At 44.0% G+C, this 18,267-nt stretch carries 21 protein-coding genes; 14 read left to right on the top strand and 7 right to left on the bottom strand.

Annotated elements, in window-relative coordinates; translation table 11 throughout:
• Nucleotides 1–18: 18 nt before the first annotated feature.
• From HFA01_RS14440 to HFA01_RS14420, 5 genes are all read left to right on the top strand, one after another.
• Entirely contained in the window at nucleotides 19–1,068 is a 1,050-nt protein-coding gene (locus HFA01_RS14440; protein WP_146817460.1) for a TRAP transporter substrate-binding protein, read from the top strand.
• A gap of 75 nt (nucleotides 1,069–1,143) precedes the next feature.
• Nucleotides 1,144–1,683 carry a TRAP transporter small permease gene (locus HFA01_RS14435; protein ID WP_146817458.1) on the top strand — a complete coding sequence of 180 codons (540 nt, stop codon included), beginning with the start codon at nucleotides 1,144–1,146 and terminating at the stop codon, nucleotides 1,681–1,683.
• Nucleotides 1,680–2,960 (top strand): TRAP transporter large permease, encoded by a 1,281-nt coding sequence (locus HFA01_RS14430; protein WP_146817456.1) that lies wholly within the window; start codon nucleotides 1,680–1,682, stop codon nucleotides 2,958–2,960. The genes HFA01_RS14435 and HFA01_RS14430 overlap by 4 nt, the downstream gene beginning before the upstream one ends.
• Before the next feature lie 261 nt (nucleotides 2,961–3,221).
• Nucleotides 3,222–4,118, top strand: a complete 897-nt coding sequence (locus HFA01_RS14425; protein WP_146817454.1) for an AEC family transporter — start codon at nucleotides 3,222–3,224, stop codon at nucleotides 4,116–4,118.
• Nucleotides 4,119–4,133: 15 nt separating this feature from the next.
• Nucleotides 4,134–4,397: an HPr family phosphocarrier protein gene (locus HFA01_RS14420; protein WP_146817452.1), complete on the top strand. Its 264-nt coding sequence runs from the start codon at nucleotides 4,134–4,136 to the stop codon at nucleotides 4,395–4,397.
• A gap of 23 nt (nucleotides 4,398–4,420) precedes the next feature.
• On the opposite strand, the gene HFA01_RS14415 is transcribed toward HFA01_RS14420, so the two are convergent.
• The 3 genes from HFA01_RS14415 to HFA01_RS14400 all read right to left on the bottom strand — a co-directional run bounded on the left by HFA01_RS14415 (nucleotide 4,421) and on the right by HFA01_RS14400 (nucleotide 6,227).
• Nucleotides 4,421–4,981, bottom strand: coding sequence for a transposase (locus tag HFA01_RS14415; RefSeq protein ID WP_146817450.1), 561 nt, complete (start codon nucleotides 4,979–4,981; stop codon nucleotides 4,421–4,423).
• A 441-nt stretch (nucleotides 4,982–5,422) separates the two neighbouring features.
• The gene (locus HFA01_RS14405; RefSeq protein WP_089652072.1) at nucleotides 5,423–5,707 is read right to left on the bottom strand and encodes a hypothetical protein; all 285 of its coding nucleotides are present in this window, start codon (nucleotides 5,705–5,707) and stop codon (nucleotides 5,423–5,425) included.
• Nucleotides 5,708–5,750: 43 nt separating this feature from the next.
• Entirely contained in the window at nucleotides 5,751–6,227 is a 477-nt protein-coding gene (locus tag HFA01_RS14400; protein ID WP_146817446.1) for an RNA polymerase sigma factor, read from the bottom strand.
• Between the two features lie 163 nt (nucleotides 6,228–6,390).
• Between HFA01_RS14400 and HFA01_RS14395 the strand changes: the two genes are divergently transcribed.
• Nucleotides 6,391–6,885, top strand: coding sequence for a sigma-70 family RNA polymerase sigma factor (locus HFA01_RS14395; RefSeq protein WP_146817444.1), 495 nt, complete (start codon nucleotides 6,391–6,393; stop codon nucleotides 6,883–6,885).
• Between the two features lie 32 nt (nucleotides 6,886–6,917).
• On the opposite strand, the gene HFA01_RS14390 is transcribed toward HFA01_RS14395, so the two are convergent.
• Entirely contained in the window at nucleotides 6,918–7,298 is a 381-nt protein-coding gene (locus HFA01_RS14390) for a hypothetical protein (RefSeq protein ID WP_146817442.1), read from the bottom strand.
• Between the two features lie 192 nt (nucleotides 7,299–7,490).
• On the opposite strand from HFA01_RS14390, the gene HFA01_RS14385 reads away from it, so the two are divergent.
• Complete coding sequence (locus HFA01_RS14385) at nucleotides 7,491–7,937, top strand: VanZ family protein (RefSeq protein WP_146817709.1); 447 nt, start codon at nucleotides 7,491–7,493, stop codon at nucleotides 7,935–7,937.
• Nucleotides 7,938–8,025: 88 nt separating this feature from the next.
• Here HFA01_RS14385 and thrB read toward each other — a convergent pair whose 3' ends face one another.
• Genes thrB through HFA01_RS14370 form a run of 3 tightly spaced genes read right to left on the bottom strand, consistent with a single transcriptional unit; the run spans nucleotide 8,026 to nucleotide 11,283 of the window.
• Nucleotides 8,026–8,937 carry a homoserine kinase gene (gene thrB / locus HFA01_RS14380; protein ID WP_146817440.1) on the bottom strand — a complete coding sequence of 304 codons (912 nt, stop codon included), beginning with the start codon at nucleotides 8,935–8,937 and terminating at the stop codon, nucleotides 8,026–8,028.
• Nucleotides 8,934–9,989, bottom strand: coding sequence for a threonine synthase (gene thrC, locus HFA01_RS14375; RefSeq protein ID WP_146817438.1), 1,056 nt, complete (start codon nucleotides 9,987–9,989; stop codon nucleotides 8,934–8,936). Before thrC ends, thrB begins: the two co-directional genes overlap by 4 nt.
• Before the next feature lies 1 nt (nucleotide 9,990).
• Nucleotides 9,991–11,283 (bottom strand): homoserine dehydrogenase, encoded by a 1,293-nt coding sequence (locus tag HFA01_RS14370; RefSeq protein ID WP_146817436.1) that lies wholly within the window; start codon nucleotides 11,281–11,283, stop codon nucleotides 9,991–9,993.
• Nucleotides 11,284–11,734: 451 nt separating this feature from the next.
• Between HFA01_RS14370 and HFA01_RS14365 the strand changes: the two genes are divergently transcribed.
• The 7 genes from HFA01_RS14365 to HFA01_RS14335 all read left to right on the top strand — a co-directional run bounded on the left by HFA01_RS14365 (nucleotide 11,735) and on the right by HFA01_RS14335 (nucleotide 17,857).
• Nucleotides 11,735–11,974, top strand: coding sequence for a hypothetical protein (locus HFA01_RS14365; RefSeq protein WP_146817434.1), 240 nt, complete (start codon nucleotides 11,735–11,737; stop codon nucleotides 11,972–11,974).
• A 446-nt stretch (nucleotides 11,975–12,420) separates the two neighbouring features.
• Nucleotides 12,421–14,127 (top strand): phospho-sugar mutase, encoded by a 1,707-nt coding sequence (locus HFA01_RS14360; protein WP_146817432.1) that lies wholly within the window; start codon nucleotides 12,421–12,423, stop codon nucleotides 14,125–14,127.
• Nucleotides 14,128–14,424: 297 nt separating this feature from the next.
• Nucleotides 14,425–14,880: an IDEAL domain-containing protein gene (locus HFA01_RS14355; RefSeq protein WP_146817430.1), complete on the top strand. Its 456-nt coding sequence runs from the start codon at nucleotides 14,425–14,427 to the stop codon at nucleotides 14,878–14,880.
• A 253-nt stretch (nucleotides 14,881–15,133) separates the two neighbouring features.
• The gene (locus tag HFA01_RS14350) at nucleotides 15,134–15,268 is read left to right on the top strand and encodes an anti-repressor SinI family protein (RefSeq protein ID WP_146817428.1); all 135 of its coding nucleotides are present in this window, start codon (nucleotides 15,134–15,136) and stop codon (nucleotides 15,266–15,268) included.
• 82 nt (nucleotides 15,269–15,350) lie between these two features.
• Entirely contained in the window at nucleotides 15,351–16,541 is a 1,191-nt protein-coding gene (locus HFA01_RS14345) for an AraC family transcriptional regulator (RefSeq protein ID WP_146817426.1), read from the top strand.
• Nucleotides 16,542–16,986: 445 nt separating this feature from the next.
• Nucleotides 16,987–17,226 carry a helix-turn-helix domain-containing protein gene (locus HFA01_RS14340; RefSeq protein WP_146817424.1) on the top strand — a complete coding sequence of 80 codons (240 nt, stop codon included), beginning with the start codon at nucleotides 16,987–16,989 and terminating at the stop codon, nucleotides 17,224–17,226.
• A 70-nt stretch (nucleotides 17,227–17,296) separates the two neighbouring features.
• Nucleotides 17,297–17,857, top strand: coding sequence for a hypothetical protein (locus HFA01_RS14335; RefSeq protein ID WP_146817421.1), 561 nt, complete (start codon nucleotides 17,297–17,299; stop codon nucleotides 17,855–17,857).
• The last annotated feature ends 410 nt before the right edge of the window (nucleotides 17,858–18,267 follow it).

The following is an 18,267-nucleotide window of genomic DNA, read 5'->3' as shown; positions in this document are numbered from 1 at the left end:
CAAGGAGAGAGGTTGAACATGAAGAAATTATTTGGTTTATTGTCTATGGTTCTATTGATTACGGTCCTAGCCGCTTGTGGCAATAGCGGTGCAGAGTCTAGCAGTGGCGAAGGTGAAAGCGCTTCAGGTGATAGTGGCGAAGCAAAAACGATTAAAGCCGGAATCGGTCTGAACAGTGATCACCCTCAGTACAAAGGTCTATTGAAGTTTAAAGAAATCGTTGAAGAGAAAACAGACGGCGCGATTAAAGTGGATACCTATCACAGTGGTCAGCTTGGTGACGACCGTTCCATGACGGAAGCGCTTCAGCTTGGTACACAGGAAGTAGTTATTCCTTCCACAGCACCACTAGCGAACTTCGTACCAGAATTCAGCGTCTTCGACATTCCGTTCCTTTTCCCTAACGAACAAGTAGCGGACGAAGTATTAGATGGTGAAGTTGGACAAGAATTGCTTGGAAAACTAGAAGAACAGAACCTTGTCGGTCTATCGTATTGGGAAAATGGTTTCCGTGACCTTACGAACAGTGAGCGTGCGGTTGCGTCCATTGACGACTTCGATGGTCTGAAAATCCGTACAATGGAAAACGACCTGCACCTGGATGCCTTCAAAGCACTAGGAGCGAACCCTACACCAATGGCATTTACAGAATTGTTCACAGCGATGCAACAAGGTACAGTTGACGGTCAGGAAAACCCTTATGCAACGATCTATCTTCAAAAGTTCTATGAAGTTCAAGATCACGTTTCGAACACGCACCACATCTACAGCCCATTCGTATTCTTGATGAGCAAATCTTTCTATGATGGATTGACTGAAGATCAGCAGAAGATTGTGAAAGATGCAGCAGTTGAAGCAGGTAAGCATGAACGTAAGTTGAACCGTGAAGCGAACGAAAAGTATTTGAAACAGCTTCAAGAAGAAGGCATGGAGTACACAGAAATCTCTGATGAAGCTCGCCAGGAAATGGTCGATGCGGTAGCTCCTGTCATCGAAGATTACAAGAGCAAGATCGGTGAAGAAACCGTAGACAAAGTTTATCAAGCGATTGAAGACGCGCAAAAATAATAGAATGACTGAAGGTACGCTGTAGCGAGACTGCAGCGTATTCTTCGCCATTCAGGGTCAGTTGAGGTGAAGAAAATGAACATCATTCGAGCGATCGACCGCAGATTGGAAGAAGTATTGCTCGTCATTTTCTCGACCATCATGGTCAGTGTGATTTTCCTGCAAGTCGCGATGCGTGTGTCAGGGAATTCATTGTCCTGGTCAGAGGAACTCGGACGGTACTGCTTCATTTGGTTAGTGTATATCGGAATCAGTTACGGAGTGAAAAAGCAGCGTCACATCAAAGTGGACGTCATGCTGCTTTTACTTAAAGGAAAAGCAAAATTGATGCTCGCCATCATTGCGAATCTATTATTCTTAGTTTTCAGTTTGTATGTTGTCGTCAATGGATACAGCATCGCTTCCCAGCTACTATCGTTCGGCCAGCAGTCACCGGCCTTACATATACCGATGGGACTCGTTTACATGGCGACACCAGTCGGATTTGCTTTGACAACGATCCGTCTCATACAAAACTTGATTGTTCAATTCAAGATGTTGATGGGTAAAAAAGAACTCGATGTCGACGATGAACGTGATCGTATGCAGCAGCAGGAAGGAGAGGATGAATCATGACAACAATCGTATTATTCGGGACATTCGCCCTCTTCCTATTGCTTAGTGTACCGATTGGAATCGCTCTCGGATTATCGACACTTGCGACAATCTTCTATACTGGCGCCATTCCGGTCCAGTTTTTAATGAAGGAACTCGTCACATCTGTCGACTCATTCCCATTGATGGCCGTTCCCTTTTTCATCCTAGCCGGTGAAATTATGGGGAAAGGTGGCATATCCGAGAGACTGTTCAACTTCGCAAACGCTCTTGTTGGTAACAAAACGGGCGGATTTGCGATGGCTACCATCGTTACATGTATGTTCTTTGCTGCGATTTCCGGTTCGGGACCAGCAACGGTTGCAGCCATCGGTGGAATTATGATTCCAGCCATGGTGAGACAAGGGTATGACAAAAAGTTCGCGACGGCTACTGTAGCTGCAGCGGGTTCTATTGGTGTCATCATCCCACCAAGTATTCCGATGGTCATCTACGGAGTCGTGGGTGGAGCTTCTATCGGTGACATGTTCATCGCAGGGATCATCCCAGGATTCATCGTCGGTGGAGCACTACTTGCTTGGGCGTACATTTATTCAAGACAACAAGGGTATAAAGGTCTGGCAGAAAAAACGTCCCTCGCAACCATCGGAAAAACATTCTGGGAAGCCAAATGGGCGCTTGTCATTCCAGTCATCATCCTGGGTGGAATTTACGGCGGAATTTTCACACCAACAGAAGCGGCCGTCATTGCCGTTGTGTACGGAATGATCGCCGGCTTGTTCCTATACAGGGAACTCAGCATCAAAGACATGCCGAAAATTTTCGCAGATTCTGCTTTGACGACAGCGACTGTCCTGATCATCGTTGGATCCGCAACAGCCTTCGGTCGTTTACTTACAATTGAGCAGATCCCAACACAAGTGGCCAACTTCATGTTGTCCATTTCAGAAAATGAGATCATTCTGATTCTATTGATCACATTGCTTCTACTTATTGTCGGATGTTTCATGGATACACTGGCAGCGATCATCATTTTGACGCCAATCCTGCTTCCGATTGCCGTAAACCTTGGTTACGACCCGATCCACTTCGGTATCATCATGGTCGTGAACCTAGCGATTGGTTTCATTACACCACCACTTGGCGTAAACTTGTTCGTCGGCTCCGGAATATCAGGACTCTCGATCGAGCAGTTGTCACGAGCGATCATCCCATACTTTTTCGCGATGATCTTCTCGTTACTAATGATTACGTTTATTCCAGAATTATCCCTATGGTTGATCAGCTTCGCTGAATGATGAAAAAAGGACTGACCCTCCTTGCACGTCACCCGAGATCCCTTGCTTTTAGGCAAGGGGTTTTTCGGTTTTAGAGTAGTTGTTTGGAAGGAGCGATTTTGGCGAGTTGGGGAGAAAGACAAATGAATCGCCTTCTCATCCGCCATTATTTTTTACGGGGAAGGCTCAAGCTTACAGAAAATGCCCCCCTCAGTTTAAAAGGAAAGGCGGTGCGGGTGCTGTCTCTTTGATGGCGGCACGCAGCCGAACGGTAATTTTGTTATGAGTGTGTTCATCCAAGTTGTATTGCCGGTCATTCTCATTTTTGGAGCTGGCTATACGATCCAAAAAATCGCTAAATTAGATGTGAAATCTGTATCGACGATCGCTCTGTATGTGATGCTCCCTTGCTTGGTTTTCCAAACCTTTTACGAAGCGGATTTGAATGGAGAATATTTGATGATGCTCGTCTTCTCGGGACTGCTGCTTTTCAGCATTCTTGGAATCAACAAGATTGTCAGTAAGGTGAAGAACTACGACCAGAGCATGGAGAGCGGGTTGATTTTATCGACGGCGTTCATGAATTCCGGGAACTACGGTGTGCCGATCATTCTGTTTGCTTTCGGTGAAGAAGGATTTGTGTACTCCGTTTCCTTTATGGTCCTTCAAGCGATCATCATGAACTTTTTCGGGGTTTATTATGCAGCTAAAGGTACCTCCGGCCTGAAAATGGCGCTGCTTTCTGTTTTGAAAATGCCACCGACGTACGCAGTACTTGTGGCACTTCCGATGAACCTTGGAGGAGTACCCGTGCCTGAGAATCTGATGAACAGCATCGACCTGCTTGCAGCTGCAACAGTTCCGATGGTGATGGTCGTACTGGGCATGCAGCTCGCAGGGATTCCTTTGAGAAACCTGGAATGGCCGAAAGTCTCCTATGCAACGACGCTTCGTTTGATCGGCTCACCGCTGATTGCTTTCGTTCTCACATTAGTATTGCCGATGAGTGACATGATGGCGGCCGTGCTGATTGTTTCCGCTGCGATGCCATCAGCGGCAACGACAACGATTTATGCCGTCCAGTTCAATTCGAAGCCGGACCTTGTTTCAAGCATCACCTTAGTGACGACGTTATTCAGTATCGTCACCATTCCTATACTATTGAACCTATTCATATAAGGGAGGAATAAAGTAATGAGCGAAAAAGTATCTAAAGATGTGAAAGTCCACATGAAAGAAACCCAAACAATTATGGAGCTGTCCCAGATTATCCAGAGTTATGATTCAGAAATTATATTGAAGAAAGTTGTCCAGGGAAGCGTGCACGAAGCTAACTTGAAAAGCTTCCTGGGACTGATCAACTTGAGACTACAAGAAGGCGACGAAATCGAAGTCACCTGCATCGGCCCAGACGCCGCCCAAGCCCTCAAAGAAGTAGAAACCTTCCTCCAGCCTTAATTGGGATTTTGTGTAAGACCTGGTCACCCATGATTTGGGTGACCAGGTCTTACTTTATTTGCCAGTTGGACGAAGAACTCGTACTGTTTTACATCTTTGAAGTAAGAGAGGATCGTTGAGGTGGTAACGAACTCGGAGTAATAAGGAGAAGGGGATAAATAGTGGGCGTAACTGCTCCACTTATATTCTTCAGGCTGTAAGGTGAGGAGTGCCCGGCATGGGTTTAGATGGATATAGCGGCTGACTTGAAGCACAGCGTTCACATCATTCTCTAGTTTCGCTTTATAGGGTCCTTCGAAAAGATGACCAACATAGCCATACTTTTTATTAAAGTACATGGCATATTGGGAGTGGAGATCTTTCATAAAAGTGCCTGGTGGGAGTTCAATGGTTTCAATAAGGAGATGAACGTGGTTGGACATGAGGCAGAAAGAGTGGAGATGAAACGGGTGGGAAAGCTTTGCTTCTTGCAACAGGGTTAAATACTTATACCTGTCTTTCTCATCATAAAAGATATCTGTTTTTCGGTTTCCTCTAGCCGTAATATGGTACCAGGCCTTAGGAAACCATGGACGTTTACGCATAACCTCAATCCTTCCTTATTCAAATATCACACCTATCCTTTATTCGACAAAACCACTCAAATTCCTGCACTATTTCCAAATATTGTCGTACCTATTGTCGTACCAGGTCTTGCAATTTATGGTGTACCAGGTCATACAAATATTCCCAGTAAAAACCAATGCTACAGTATCTCAACAAAAAAAGATCCGTCTTTTAGACGGATCTTTTTTATGTGGAGCTTTGTTTTTTCTTATCTTTCCAGAACATATAAAGATTCAGACATAGAAACGCAACACTGAAGATGGCGCTTAACGTTGACATTTCAACGACGTCCGTGAACCATCCCAGAATTAAATAAATGAGAAAAAATCCGGCAAAACCGAGATAAAGCATCGTCTCTTCCTTTCCATAGAACGTCACATCCATTATAACATTCTATGGAACGTGGAGGAAAATCACGGTCACTCCGGTGGGTACATGTGAAACCGATAGACGGTGAATTCATTGCCGGCTTCGATGCTGTAGGACTGAATGGGGAGATGGGCAAATAGTGTGCCGTCGGTTTGTTCGATGGAGATATCGAGTACAAGTTCTCGATCTTCTAACAGTGGCAGAGGGAAAGGGTTGACGATTTCAACCATCCATTCGTAAGCCAGACGCTCAAGGAATGCATGGGTAAAGGTTGTTGGTGCATCATCGAGCCAAATATTCGCAAGAGGGAACAAGGATCGGGACGTTTGTTCCAAAGAGATTCCTCCGTTTTTATTAGGATAATAGTACTTTCCCTATTTATTCCACTGATAAACAGCTGGACACTTTCCTTTTCATCTGTTTCCGTGCTCTTTTAATGGTGGAAGGACTGACTCCGGTCAATTGAGCGATTTGGTTCACTGTGTAACCCGCATAGCTTTGTTCAAAAATGACCTGTTCCATAAGGGTGAGTGAAGAGTAATGGTGGAGATCAAAAAGCAGAAGAGGTTCCTGCAGAGGATCTTTTTCAAGAGGGTGTAGGTGTATGGAGAAAAAACGAACAGCTTCCCTGCCCCGGTGATTTTTCCGGTTCATCGTTTGAAAGTGTCTGTACAAAGATTGAATGAAAAACGTGGAAAACTTACTTCGTTCGGGGTCATACCTTTCTACACAGCGGGAGTAAATGAGATAGCTCTCCTGCAGGCAGTCCTCATAAGGCTCAGGGAGGTTCCAACGACGGAGGTGGGAATGGATGAGACGTTGATAAGCGTGGAAATCGAGAATAGGATCTTTCATGACACTCTCCTTTCTATATAGCTATTATCCTGTATTTCCCAACAGATAGGAAGCAAAAAATCAATTTTTGCCTAGATAAAATTGAAAAATTTGCAAAAACATGACACCAAAATCCCATTTTCTATCGATTATAGTATGAAAGATCATTTAGGGAGGGTGTCTCATGATCACTGATGAAAGGTTTGAAAGAGTAGTAGCAGAAAGTGAAGACTTGATCCACTATCACATTCATAAGCTGAATATCAGAGATAGAAACGGAGATTTCTATGCGGAAGGTCTTTTCGCCTTGTGGAACGCCTACCGTACATATGACCCTGAGGCGGGAACATTGAAGTCTTACATGCACTGGAAAGTCCGCAACGCCTTGATTGATAAGATTCGCAAAGATTCAAGAACCTATGAGCAGGAGGAAGGGATTGCTGAGCGGATGGTGCAGGAAGGGTGGGACAAGTGGGAGGATGAGATTACAGATGAACACCTTTGGAACCAAGTGAAGGCAAGCCTCACTCCCAACCAGTGGAAGTGGGTCTATCATTCTATTATTATGGACCGGTCCATTGCACAGATTGCTCGTTTGGAAAAAGTAACGCAGGATGCCGTGAAGAACTGGGGCAGACACGCAAGGAAAAAACTGAAGGATTTAGGAACGAACATGTAAAAAGCCCCGGAGAGGCCCCCGAGACTGTTCGCTTACTTGTTAATAGTTATGTTTATTTTACTCAATCCAAGAGCGCGTGCAGCTTTAATCATTTTAGCAGCTTCTTGCTCGGCATCCTGGATTTGAACGTCATTTCTGGAAATGCTCAACGTCGTCCCGCCAGACAACATCGTCGCTTCCTCTGATGTAGGTTGATCCTCTTTAACCGGTAAAAACGATTGTGGTTGTTCTTCTATCATATCTTCCTGACGCATACGATTGACACGTCCGCGAATCTTGCGACCGTGATAGACAACGCTCGCGTACGGACATCCTGTCTCAGCAGCGATCTCTCGGTAGTTTTTATCTGTCTCTCCGATCAGACGCTTGACTTCGCTGAGGTCATAGTCGTATTGTTTGCTCTTCTTCGCCATTTCGAATCCCCCTTTTTTCATTTTCTAGTAACATTGTATACAAGTTTCACCCATAATAATAGTCGTAGTTAGTAATTCTTTAAATCTTTTAAATTTAATTACAGTTGTTGTAAACTATTTGGTATAGATAATAGGAAAGTGTGACTTGTTTTGTATAAAAGATATATTTATGGTTTATTACCCCTGGGCGTAATGGGGTTAATTTTTTACTTTTCTTCACAACCTTATGAACAACAGGACCTTCGTCCAACTATGAACTTTTATTTGAATTTAGACCTGCTGAAACCGGTGTTATCTCCAATCGAATTCACGTACTACGGGGAGACGATCAATGTAGCGAACCGTGGCGTTGACGGCATGCTTGAGTTTCTCATTCGGAAAGCGGCACACCTCACTGTGTTCTTCCTCCTTATGGTCACGACATTTCTCGCTCTCCATCACAACACGGGTTGGGGGTTAAAAGGGAAGCTGATCACGTCGTACGTCATTACTGTTCTGTATGCTTGTTTTGACGAGTTTCACCAGTCGCTCACTCCAAACCGCACGCCCTATGCAGGAGATGTCGTCTTAGACAGTGTAGGAGGTTTGGTAGGGGTTGTGTTGATTTTTCTCTTCTTTGTTAGGAGAAAAAAAGGATAAAACGCACCTTCACCCAATAAAATATCAAAAGAGGAATCCCTCGTTGATGAAAAAAGAGAACCAGCACTTTATGTACTGGTTCTCTTCGTCATTTTTCAGGAGCTAATACGAATGTTTCTGCACCACTCAAATTTACTTGAAGCGGTTCGACTTGGTAATCTTCCAAAGCAGCGTCAAGTCGCTGCCGTTTACTGTCATCCCATTGATTAAAAAGGGCGACAGTGGTCGGTCCGGCTCCACTGATGTAGTGGCCGAGCGATTGTTCTTTTTCCAGGATCTCCTTAAAAGAAGAAAAGCCGGGGATGAGAACCTGCCGGTAAGGCTGATGCCAGCGGTCGCTCTGCATCATTTTTCCGGCAAGCGGCCAATTTTTCGTAGCTAATGCGGCAACGAGGACATTGGCGCTGCCACTATTATTGACTGCCTGTTTATAGTCTATTTCCAAAGGCAGCAATCCACGTGCTTTTTCCGTTTCCAAATGATAGTCCGGAATAATGGCAAGCCAGGTCAAATCATCCATTCCTTCTGTGAAATGGACATAGTCCAAATGCTCGCCATCGTAATTCGATACCATAATACCGCCGAAAATCGCGGGACCGACATTGTCAGGATGTCCCTCGATTTCGCAGGCGATTTTGAATTTCTCATAACGGCTCAAGCCAAGACCAAGAAGGTGATCAGCGAGTTCGATGCCACCCACGACGGCGGTGGATGAGCTGCCGAGCCCACGGGCAATCGGCACATCATTGGTAAGCTCTACATGGGTCGCTGGAAGCTCTTCATACCCCATGGCTTCTGCTGTAAACAATGCCGTTTTATAAATCAGATTGCTTTTGCCCGAAGGAATATAGGGCTGGTCTTCTTCAGGTACTGAAAAAAACCACTCATCGGCAGGCTGACAATCAAGCGTCACGTACTTCGACAACGCAATGCCGATGGAATCAAATCCCGGGCCGAGGTTCGCGGATGTCGCAGGCACTCGGATTTGAAAGCGGCTCATGTTTGGACACCTGTAACAGCAGAAGCGAACATATTGTAATCATTCTCAATCCGTGTCGGCTTGACCGGACTCTTATCAATGGCTGTATTCGGATCTTTCAAACCATTTCCTGTCAACACATGAACGATTTTCGAACCTTGTGGAATCGTGCCGTCCTTCACTTTTTTGATCATGCCTGCGATGGAAGCACAGGACGCCGGTTCAGCGAACACACCTTCTTTTTCTGCTAAATATTGATACGCTTCAACGATTTCTTCATCTGTTACTTCGTCGATCAGACCATTCGATTCATCACGTGCGCTCAACGCTTTATCCCAGCTTGCCGGGTTACCGATCCGGATCGCTGTCGCCAGCGTTTCCGGATCCTCGATGATTTGATTGCGGACGATGGCGGCAGAACCACTCGCCTCAAAGCCCATCATCTGAGGCAGACCGGAACCATGGCGCTCGTTGTATTCCTTGAATCCTTTCCAGTAGGCCGTAATGTTTCCGGCATTACCGACGGGGATACTCAAGATATCCGGTGCAGAGCCAAGAGCATCACAGACTTCGAATGCGGCCGTTTTCTGACCTTCAATGCGGTAAGGGTTCACAGAGTTCACGAGTGTGACCGGCTCATGCTCCGCCATTTTCCGGACCATACGAAGAGCGTCATCAAAATTTCCTTTGATAGCAAAAATCTCCGCCCCGTACATGACGGCCTGCGCCAGTTTTCCTTCTGCAATCTTCCCATCAGGAATGACGACGATGCAGCGAAGGCCTGCCCGGGCAGCGAATGCAGCCGCTGAAGCGGAAGTGTTCCCGGTAGAGGCACAAATGACAGCCTCTGAACCTTCCTCAATCGCTTTGGCCATCGCCATAACCATGCCGCGGTCTTTGAAGGAGCCCGTCGGGTTCGCTCCTTCAATTTTTACATAACCCTCGATTCCGAGGTCCTGAGAGATGGACGGAATCGGAAGAAGCGGGGTATTCCCTTCATGCAACGTCAGCTTTGGTGTCTTTTCGGATACAGGTAAAAACTCGCCATACTCATGAATCAATCCACGCCACATGTCAGTTTCCTCCTTCTACACGGAATATGCTGTCAACGCTTCTTACAGAATCAAGCGTCTCAATATCCTGAATGGCTTTTTCAAAATCTTCCTCGCTCACCTGATGGGTCACCATCATCAATTCACGCTCTCCATCCTGATCGGTTGAACGTTGAGTGAACTGATCAAAGGAGAGATCATATTGAGCGAAAATGTTCGTCAAATCGTTCAACATGCCTGCTTTATCGTCAACGTGAAGACGAATATATTTCTTCGTCAGCTGTTCCTTCTTCGTTTTCACCTGCTTAGGAAACTGTGGCTGCACATAGGCTGTACCTGTTGTCCCGAGGCGGATGTTTTTCAATACAGCGATCAAGTCGGCAACAACAGCTGTGGCTGTCGGAAGTTTACCGGCACCTGGTCCGTAGAACATCGTTTCGCCAACGGCATCCCCGTATACATAAACCGCATTGAATTCATCATTAACAGAAGAGAGCGGATGTTGAATAGGAAGCAATGTCGGCTCGACACTAACAGAAACTCCATTGTGGTCATTCTCAGCAATCCCGATCAGTTTGATGCGATACCCAAGCTCTTCCGCGTAGGTAATATCATCCGAAGAAATGCCGCGGATTCCTTTGATATCTACATCTTCTAAACTGTAAGGCATAGAGAAACCTAAGATTGATAGAATCGTCATCTTCCTCGCCGCATCCAGACCGTCCACGTCAGCCGTCGGGTCCGCCTCCGCAAACCCTAGATCCTGAGCTTCCTTTAAGACGCTGTCAAAATCAACGCCGTCCTGCGCCATCTTCGTCATGATATAGTTCGTCGTTCCGTTCACGATCCCCATCATCTTTGTAATGCGATCGGAGGAAAGGCCATCCATAATGGAACGGATGATCGGAATTCCACCGGCTACACTCGCTTCATAATACAAGTCACAGTTATGCTTCTGGCAGGCCTCGAAAAGCTGCTCTCCGTGCTGGGCGACAAGATCCTTGTTCGCAGTCACGATGTGTTTTCCGTGTTCAATGGCTTCTAATAATATAGTAAGCGTGTGATCGATCCCACCCATCACCTCTACGATGACATCAATCTCCGGATCTCTCGTAATATCCTGGTACTGATCCGTCAACTGGGTCTCAGCCGGAACCTCGCGGGGTTTGGACATGTCACTGACAAGCACAGACTTAATCGTGACATCACACCCTGTCTTATGTTCAATGCGTTCTTTATGATCGCGGAGGATCTCAATCACTCCACTTCCGACCGTTCCAAGTCCTAGTAGTCCTACGGTAATGGCTTTATTCATCGTTCACACTCCTTGTCTACTTGAAATAAACATTATTCTTTGTATAAAGGACATTGTAACGGAAAGGAAATTGAAGCACAAGACCGAATTATCCGACGATTTAATTAACCATAATATGTAAGACCTGGTACACCATTAAATGGTAGTTTGAACTTTCTACTATAGTGACTTTAATGGTGACCTGGTCATACATATTTTGGAAGATAAGATGTGAGAGGAATTTACGTAACATTTACAATTAGTTAACAAACAACTAAAAAAAGATTTTTACACCAATATTGTCTCTGAAGAAACTAAATTTCGATAATATAGTGAGGGAAAAACACATTTTCTTAGAATAATTTATTGTAAATTTTGTAAGGTCGAATAAAGGTGAGAATTAGGAGATATTGACTATTTATGCGAGGTACTTTATAACTAATATGAAAATATATTCCAGGAGGTGATATAGATGAACTACGGGGGTCCCCCAATGCTGCCATATTCATTAATGCTTTACGATCGTTACATTAATGATCTCGTGCAGAAATGGGGCGTATATACGAGAAAAGACGAATTTATTCGAGAAGGCATGAGGACGGCCTATCGAGTACACAGAGAAAAAGAGAATAGCTGTAATCAGGATACGATGCATATGGAAGTTTGTGGTGAAATCCACAAATCTCTACTCAATTTTTTCCCCGCAGATTAACATCACACATGGAGTAACAAAGGAAAGAAGGCCGCTAGCCAACCATAGCGGCCTTCTTTTTTTATGGAAATGATAGGGTGACCAGGTCATACAAATATTACCACCTATCATTCGCCTACTAGCAACGCCTAACCAGGGTGCATTCTAATGGTGTACCAGGTCATACAGATATTTCCATAAGAGAACCGTCTTATGGAAATGTTACAATAATATAAGCGGATACATAGTTTACTAGCCCCTGGTGTAAAAGGTAAAGAAATTGAAAAGATTTCTATCTAAATGCGCCGAAAAAACAGGAATTCGACCAAATAATGGCGAATGAAAAGACTAGAGAAGAACGAGTAGGAATCATGTCGGGCTCATTCCCTGTCACTAGAAGAATTTCCGCTCTTAAAAAATCACTTCCCTAATAGTTAAAGAAAAATAAACACGAAGGAGTGTTGTGCATGTGGAAAAATGATTACAACCGTTGGAAAGAATTTACCGAACTTGATGCTGATCTTGCATCAAAGCTAGAAGAACTTACATCAGATGAACAATCATTGGAAGATGCTTTCTACAAGAACCTGGAATTCGGAACTGGTGGAATGCGCGGAAAGCTCGGACCAGGTACGAACCGCATGAACATCTACACGGTGAGAAAAGCCGCCGAAGGCCTGGCTACGTATGTCAACGACCAGGGCTTGTCCAACCGGGGCGTAGCTATCGCCTATGACTCCCGTTATATGTCCAAGGAGTTCGCGGTAGAAACCGCTCGTGTCCTTGGTCACCACGGCATTCCTTCTTACGTGTTCACATCCTTAAGACCGACACCGGAACTATCATTCGCTGTCCGTCACTTGAACGCAGCGGCAGGTGTAGTCGTAACAGCAAGCCACAACCCTCCGGAATACAATGGCTTCAAAGCCTATAACGAAGATGGCGGCCAACTTCCTCCAGAGCAGGCGGAAATCATGATCGATTTTGTCAACAAAGTGGAAAATGAATTGAAAGTTGAAGCGGCTGATCAGCTAGAGCTTGAAGAAAAAGGGCTGCTTCGCTGGATCGATGATGAGGTAGATGCTGCTTATCTGGAAGCACTGAAAGGCGTTACTGTCCAGCCGGATATCAAAAAGGATCTATCCCTTGTATTCACACCTCTGCACGGTACGGCCCGTGATCTTGTAGAAAAAGGTCTGCAGCAAAGTGGATTCACTTCCATCCATATTGTAGAGGAACAAGCAAAGCCGGATCCTGAATTTACTACTGTAGCATCTCCGAATCCTGAAGAACATCAGGCCTTCGAAATGGCGATTGAACAAGGAAAAGCGATCGATGCTGACCTGTTGATGGCGACAGATCCGGATGCCGACCGCCTTGGAATTGCTGTCCCGAATGAAAATGGAGAGTATGTCGTCCTTACAGGGAACCAGACCGGCGCGCTTCTATTGGATTACATTCTCGGTCAATCTGAACAGTTACCGAAAAACGGTCTACTGATTAAAACGATCGTAACGTCTGAGTTCGGACGCGTCATCGCAAACGCATACGGCATCCGTTCGCTTGATACGCTGACAGGCTTTAAGTTCATCGGCGAAAAGATCCGTGAATATGAGCAGACCGGTGAGCATACATTTATGTTCGGGTACGAGGAAAGCTACGGCTATCTTGTAAAAGACTTTGCTCGTGACAAAGACGCTGTCCAGGCGGCTGTCCTTGCAGCAGAAGTCGGGGCGTACTGGAAGAACCAGGGCAAGACATTGCTCCATGCGCTTGATGAGTTGTATGAAAAACACGGCTACTTCCTTGAAGACCTTCAGTCCATGAAACTCGAAGGAAAATCAGGAACCGAACAAATTAAAGCCATCATGGACGACTTCCGTAACGCAGATATCAAAGAAGCGGGTGGTAAGAAAGTCATTGCCATCGAAGATTACGCGACGACCATTCGGAAACATGTCCAGGATGGAACGGAAGAGGAAATTGACCTTCCGACATCCAATGTCGTCAAATTCATCCTTGAAGACGATTGCTGGTTCTGCCTGCGCCCATCGGGTACAGAACCGAAGATCAAGTTTTATTACGGCGTGAAATCCGGCTCAAGAAAAGAAAGTGAAGAACTACTAGCTGCAGTAAAAGCAACCGTTAACGAACGCTTGCATGCGCTTATCTAAATCAAAAAACCTCGACCCCGCTTCTTACGGGACCGAGGTTTTTTCATAATGAATTTGAGTGAAGTCGATATGGAACTTACATTAAGCTATTCCACTTAGTCATGGCGTGATCCCCCCCAGCTTTACATAGGAGTCAGGAAGTGTCCATCATATCCTTCTCACTCCTCATAACTTCTCCTCCATGAAACGCCATCCCCCCAAGCCCATTCCAGATAAATCGCTTTCATTTTGTTGACAAATGCGCGATAATAGAATAAAATACTGAAAATTCAGATTTAATGAAAAAGGGGTGGGCCCATGTTGAACATAAAAATGCTTAAGCCATACTATGTTAAAGAAGACAAACGCTTCATTCGAGTCGTTCTAGCCTACCAGTACTTTTCGCTATTCATTGATAACGAGTTGTATCAGTTCATCCCGATGGAATCAAGAGAAATTATAATCGACCGCAATCGCCAGCGGGTGCATAACGTTTTCGATATATTCGTCTTTCAACGGGGCAAGAAAATGGTCTATGTTTCTGTCTCCGATTTACTGCAACTGCCTGAGTTTCTAAAGCACCTTCATTCGATTGTGTCGCCGTATTATGAAGAGGGGATCGAAATCAGTCAGCAATCATCTAAAGAAGTGAAGGAAATCATCCGTGAATTAGAAAAAAACAACCTTCGACGCCTCATCGACAAGGCGATCGATCAAAATGATGAAGACGCCTTCCGTCTTCTCACTGAAAAATGGAATAACATGTACCAATGATTACAACCAGGTGTGGTTCGTCCCACCTGGTTGTTTATTGTCTATACTTTATTCGTCAAAAAAATACAACATCTTTAATTGAATATTCAAAAGTTATCTGAAAAATTTTAAAAATAAGTGAATATTGTTAAAATTCCATTTCTATCCATCCATTATAATGGTACTAAGACAAGGACAAGAAGAGCTCAGTGATACGGATTTCACCGTTCACAAAGTTTAACTCATCGAATGACCATTAGGGGAGGTTAAGTGGATGGAAACGGTACCTAGAGAGAAGTTGGATAAAGAGTGGGTTTCTTTATTAAAAGAAGCGAAAGCCTTGGGGTTGAGTACGGAAGAGGTAAGAGATTATTTGAGAAATCATACGAAATCAGCGAAAACGGTCTGACACCCTTTAACTTGAAAGGGTGTTCTTTTTTTGACATGATAGAAGTACTGAGTAAAAAGAAGGGGCAGAAAGAGGGGTCCTTATGACCAAATATGAGCTGATAAACTTATTAAAAGATTGTTCGATCGCTATGAATACCCCCGTTTTATTGTTCAATGAACGCAATAAAATGGTCTATTGTTTCCCGGATAGTTTTCAGAAACCGCCTAAAGTGCTGAGAGATATACATAGAAGCTACATCGATGAAAGTAGAAAACAACCGTTCACGATGCAGTTGTACACCGATCACTACCACCAACACCTACTCTTATACCCGTGCATGGATGATGATGGGAAGGATTTCGTGGTAGGGATAGGGCCGTTTGTCCAACAAGAAGTGCTTAGAAAGCATGTCAGGATGAATCTTGTCATGAACGATTTGGACTCTGATTTGGAAGAACAATTCGTTGAGTATTTTGCTCAACTTTCGATGATCAACCAGGTTGAGGTTAGTGCCCTAAAACGGTTGCTAAACCAACTATTACCGAAGCGGAAGAAAATCTCGAGCCAAGGTTTTTCGCAAGATAGAATGCGAAAGGAATACCAGTCCTATGCCCAAACACTTCCTTCTTACCACGAAACTGTGGCATCTAAACAAAGATTTACCGAACTATTTAAAAATGGTGACGAAGAAGCGATTGAAGAGTATCAAGGACTTAGAGAAAAAATCATGGCCGCCAAGGATGTTCGTCAACATAAAAATCAACTGATTCGCTGGATTTCTGAATTAAGCTATTTATGCATGGAAAAAGGAGCCCAGCAGGATGAAATCGATTCGCTGTGCGATTTTTATATTAATTTCTTAGAAGCCAGAGAAACATCAGAGGATCTGAAATTCTTGGAAATGAACATCCTTCAATCGTTTCTGGAACGAATCAGGAACAGTAAGAACCGCCGTATGCACTCCCCTTTGGTTGAGAGAACACAGCGGTATATTTTTCAAAACTTAACTAAAGATCTGAACTTAAAGGGTATTGCTGAAACCCTCAATGTAAACCCTAACTATCTATCAGGCGTTTTCACGAAGGAAAAAGGGGTCTCGATCACGCAATTCATCAATCAGCAGCGAATAAAAGAAGCAAAAGAATTGTTATGTATCACCCACCATTCTCTAATGGATATTAGTATCCTGCTTGGATATAACAGCCAAAGTTATTTTACGAGAGTGTTTAAAAGTATAGTCGGTGTGGGGCCGAAAGAATTCCGCCAAAAATACAGAGTGCACGAAGAGTAAAGATGGACGAACGATCACCGTTCGTCTTTTTTTGTTGTCTAAGAAACGATAAATATACAAATCCCCCTGCGAAGCAACCTCCATCCTTAACCCTACACTGTTTTCCAGATAGCTCTCCAGTTGTTTTTCTTAACGTGTCTTTAAGAGTTCTAGTGCACATGTCGTCCAACTGGCACCTGAATATCTTTATGAGAAATCCTCCTAGAGGAAGAGAACACCCTTAATGCCAGAAGCGTTTCTTTCATGTCACCGCCTTTGTTCTTAAAAAAGAAATAATAAAGGAGGATGAGAGAGCTAACAGAAGGGAATCAACTGGAAATTGTTCGAAATAATGAGAATTGACTGTTTCTTTTAGCGAAAAATAGTATTATAATATTCTTAATAAAGAACAATGGTATGTCGTTAATAAAAGTCAAACCTATGATCAAGAAAGTGAGGAACGGTTATGACCCCTATCGGTGAAAAAATACGAGTACTTAGAGTGGGGAAAAATCTATCAGTCAATGAATTTGCAAAACAGTCTGGAGTGTCAAAATCCTATATCAGCAATATCGAGCGTGGGGTCCAGGCGAACCCTTCTCTTATTGTTATGGGAAAGTTGGCCAAAACGCTTGGTGTTCCCTTGGAAGAGTTGTTGACACACAAGTATGCACACGCGGAAGAAGAAAATAAGGATGCAAAGTGAATCTCTATGGAAGAGATGAGAACCCGCGGTCGCCGGCTAAAACATTCTTTTCCAAGGAAGGAGGGGGAGTTTGAGGAACAAGACCATATTCACTAGAGAAGCAGCACGGAGAAATGTTTGTTCAACTCATCCTCCATTTTTGTTGGATCCATCCGAGGAATCACTAAAGCTGAATTCAATCGTTTCCCACTATTCTCAGTTACGTTTGAAGGCAGGTTGGAACTTGTTTCGACGGGATGGGCAAATTTATGCTGAAAATAAGGGTGTAGAAGTTGAGGAACCGGATTGGATGGATGGAATTATCGGGGATGAATCGCCTCTTTCTTATTTACAGGCAGCGGTTTGTTACCATCATGTAAAAGAATACAGTGACCAAAAGACGGATGTTATCCAGCAGGCAATCATAGATGACGCATACGTGAGGGAACTGGATTTGTTCAACCAATGGATGTTCGGAAAAGTGAAAAGAAGCTTCAATCCTATCTTCTTTTATGATTCCCTCCATCATCCGGCGGTCATCTTTTTCACTTTCCATCAAGAAGGCGTGGAAGTAATCCAGAAACATGTTCACAGGTTCAGCACAAAAAGTTACAATCTGAAGACCCTGAGAAGAGCGTGGACGGATGCTTGATTAGCATCACCAGAAAGAACCTGACGACGCCATGTTTGGCCTGTCAGGTTCTTTGCTTTTTCATTCAGACTTTTCAATGAAAACCCACACGAATGAATTCGGGAGTTCATATTATATTCTGACATTTTTATTTAAATATGTAGAGAAATAGTATAAGATAAGAGAATGATTTAACATATTTCCCCGGAAATAATCATTTTTTGAAACTTTTTGTGTGCTGTTACGTCTAATAGGATAAGAGATACATAGAACAACAGACAGAAAAAGTCGTTTAGTGACGAACGTTTAAGTAAATAGAAGACATAAAGGACATTAAAGAAAAGGTGGGGAGCATGGATAATTTAAAAGATGTACTGCAAAACATTATTCAGAAGACGGAAGACGCTGAGTTGCTAACTTCTAAAGATGTC

Origin of the sequence: Halobacillus faecis (assembly GCF_007991335.1) — a bacterium.
Taxonomy (GTDB): Bacteria; Bacillota; Bacilli; order Bacillales; family Halobacillaceae; genus Halobacillus; species Halobacillus faecis.
The sequence above is the reverse complement of the archived record's forward strand: the minus strand, read 5'-3'. Positions and strand labels throughout refer to the sequence as shown.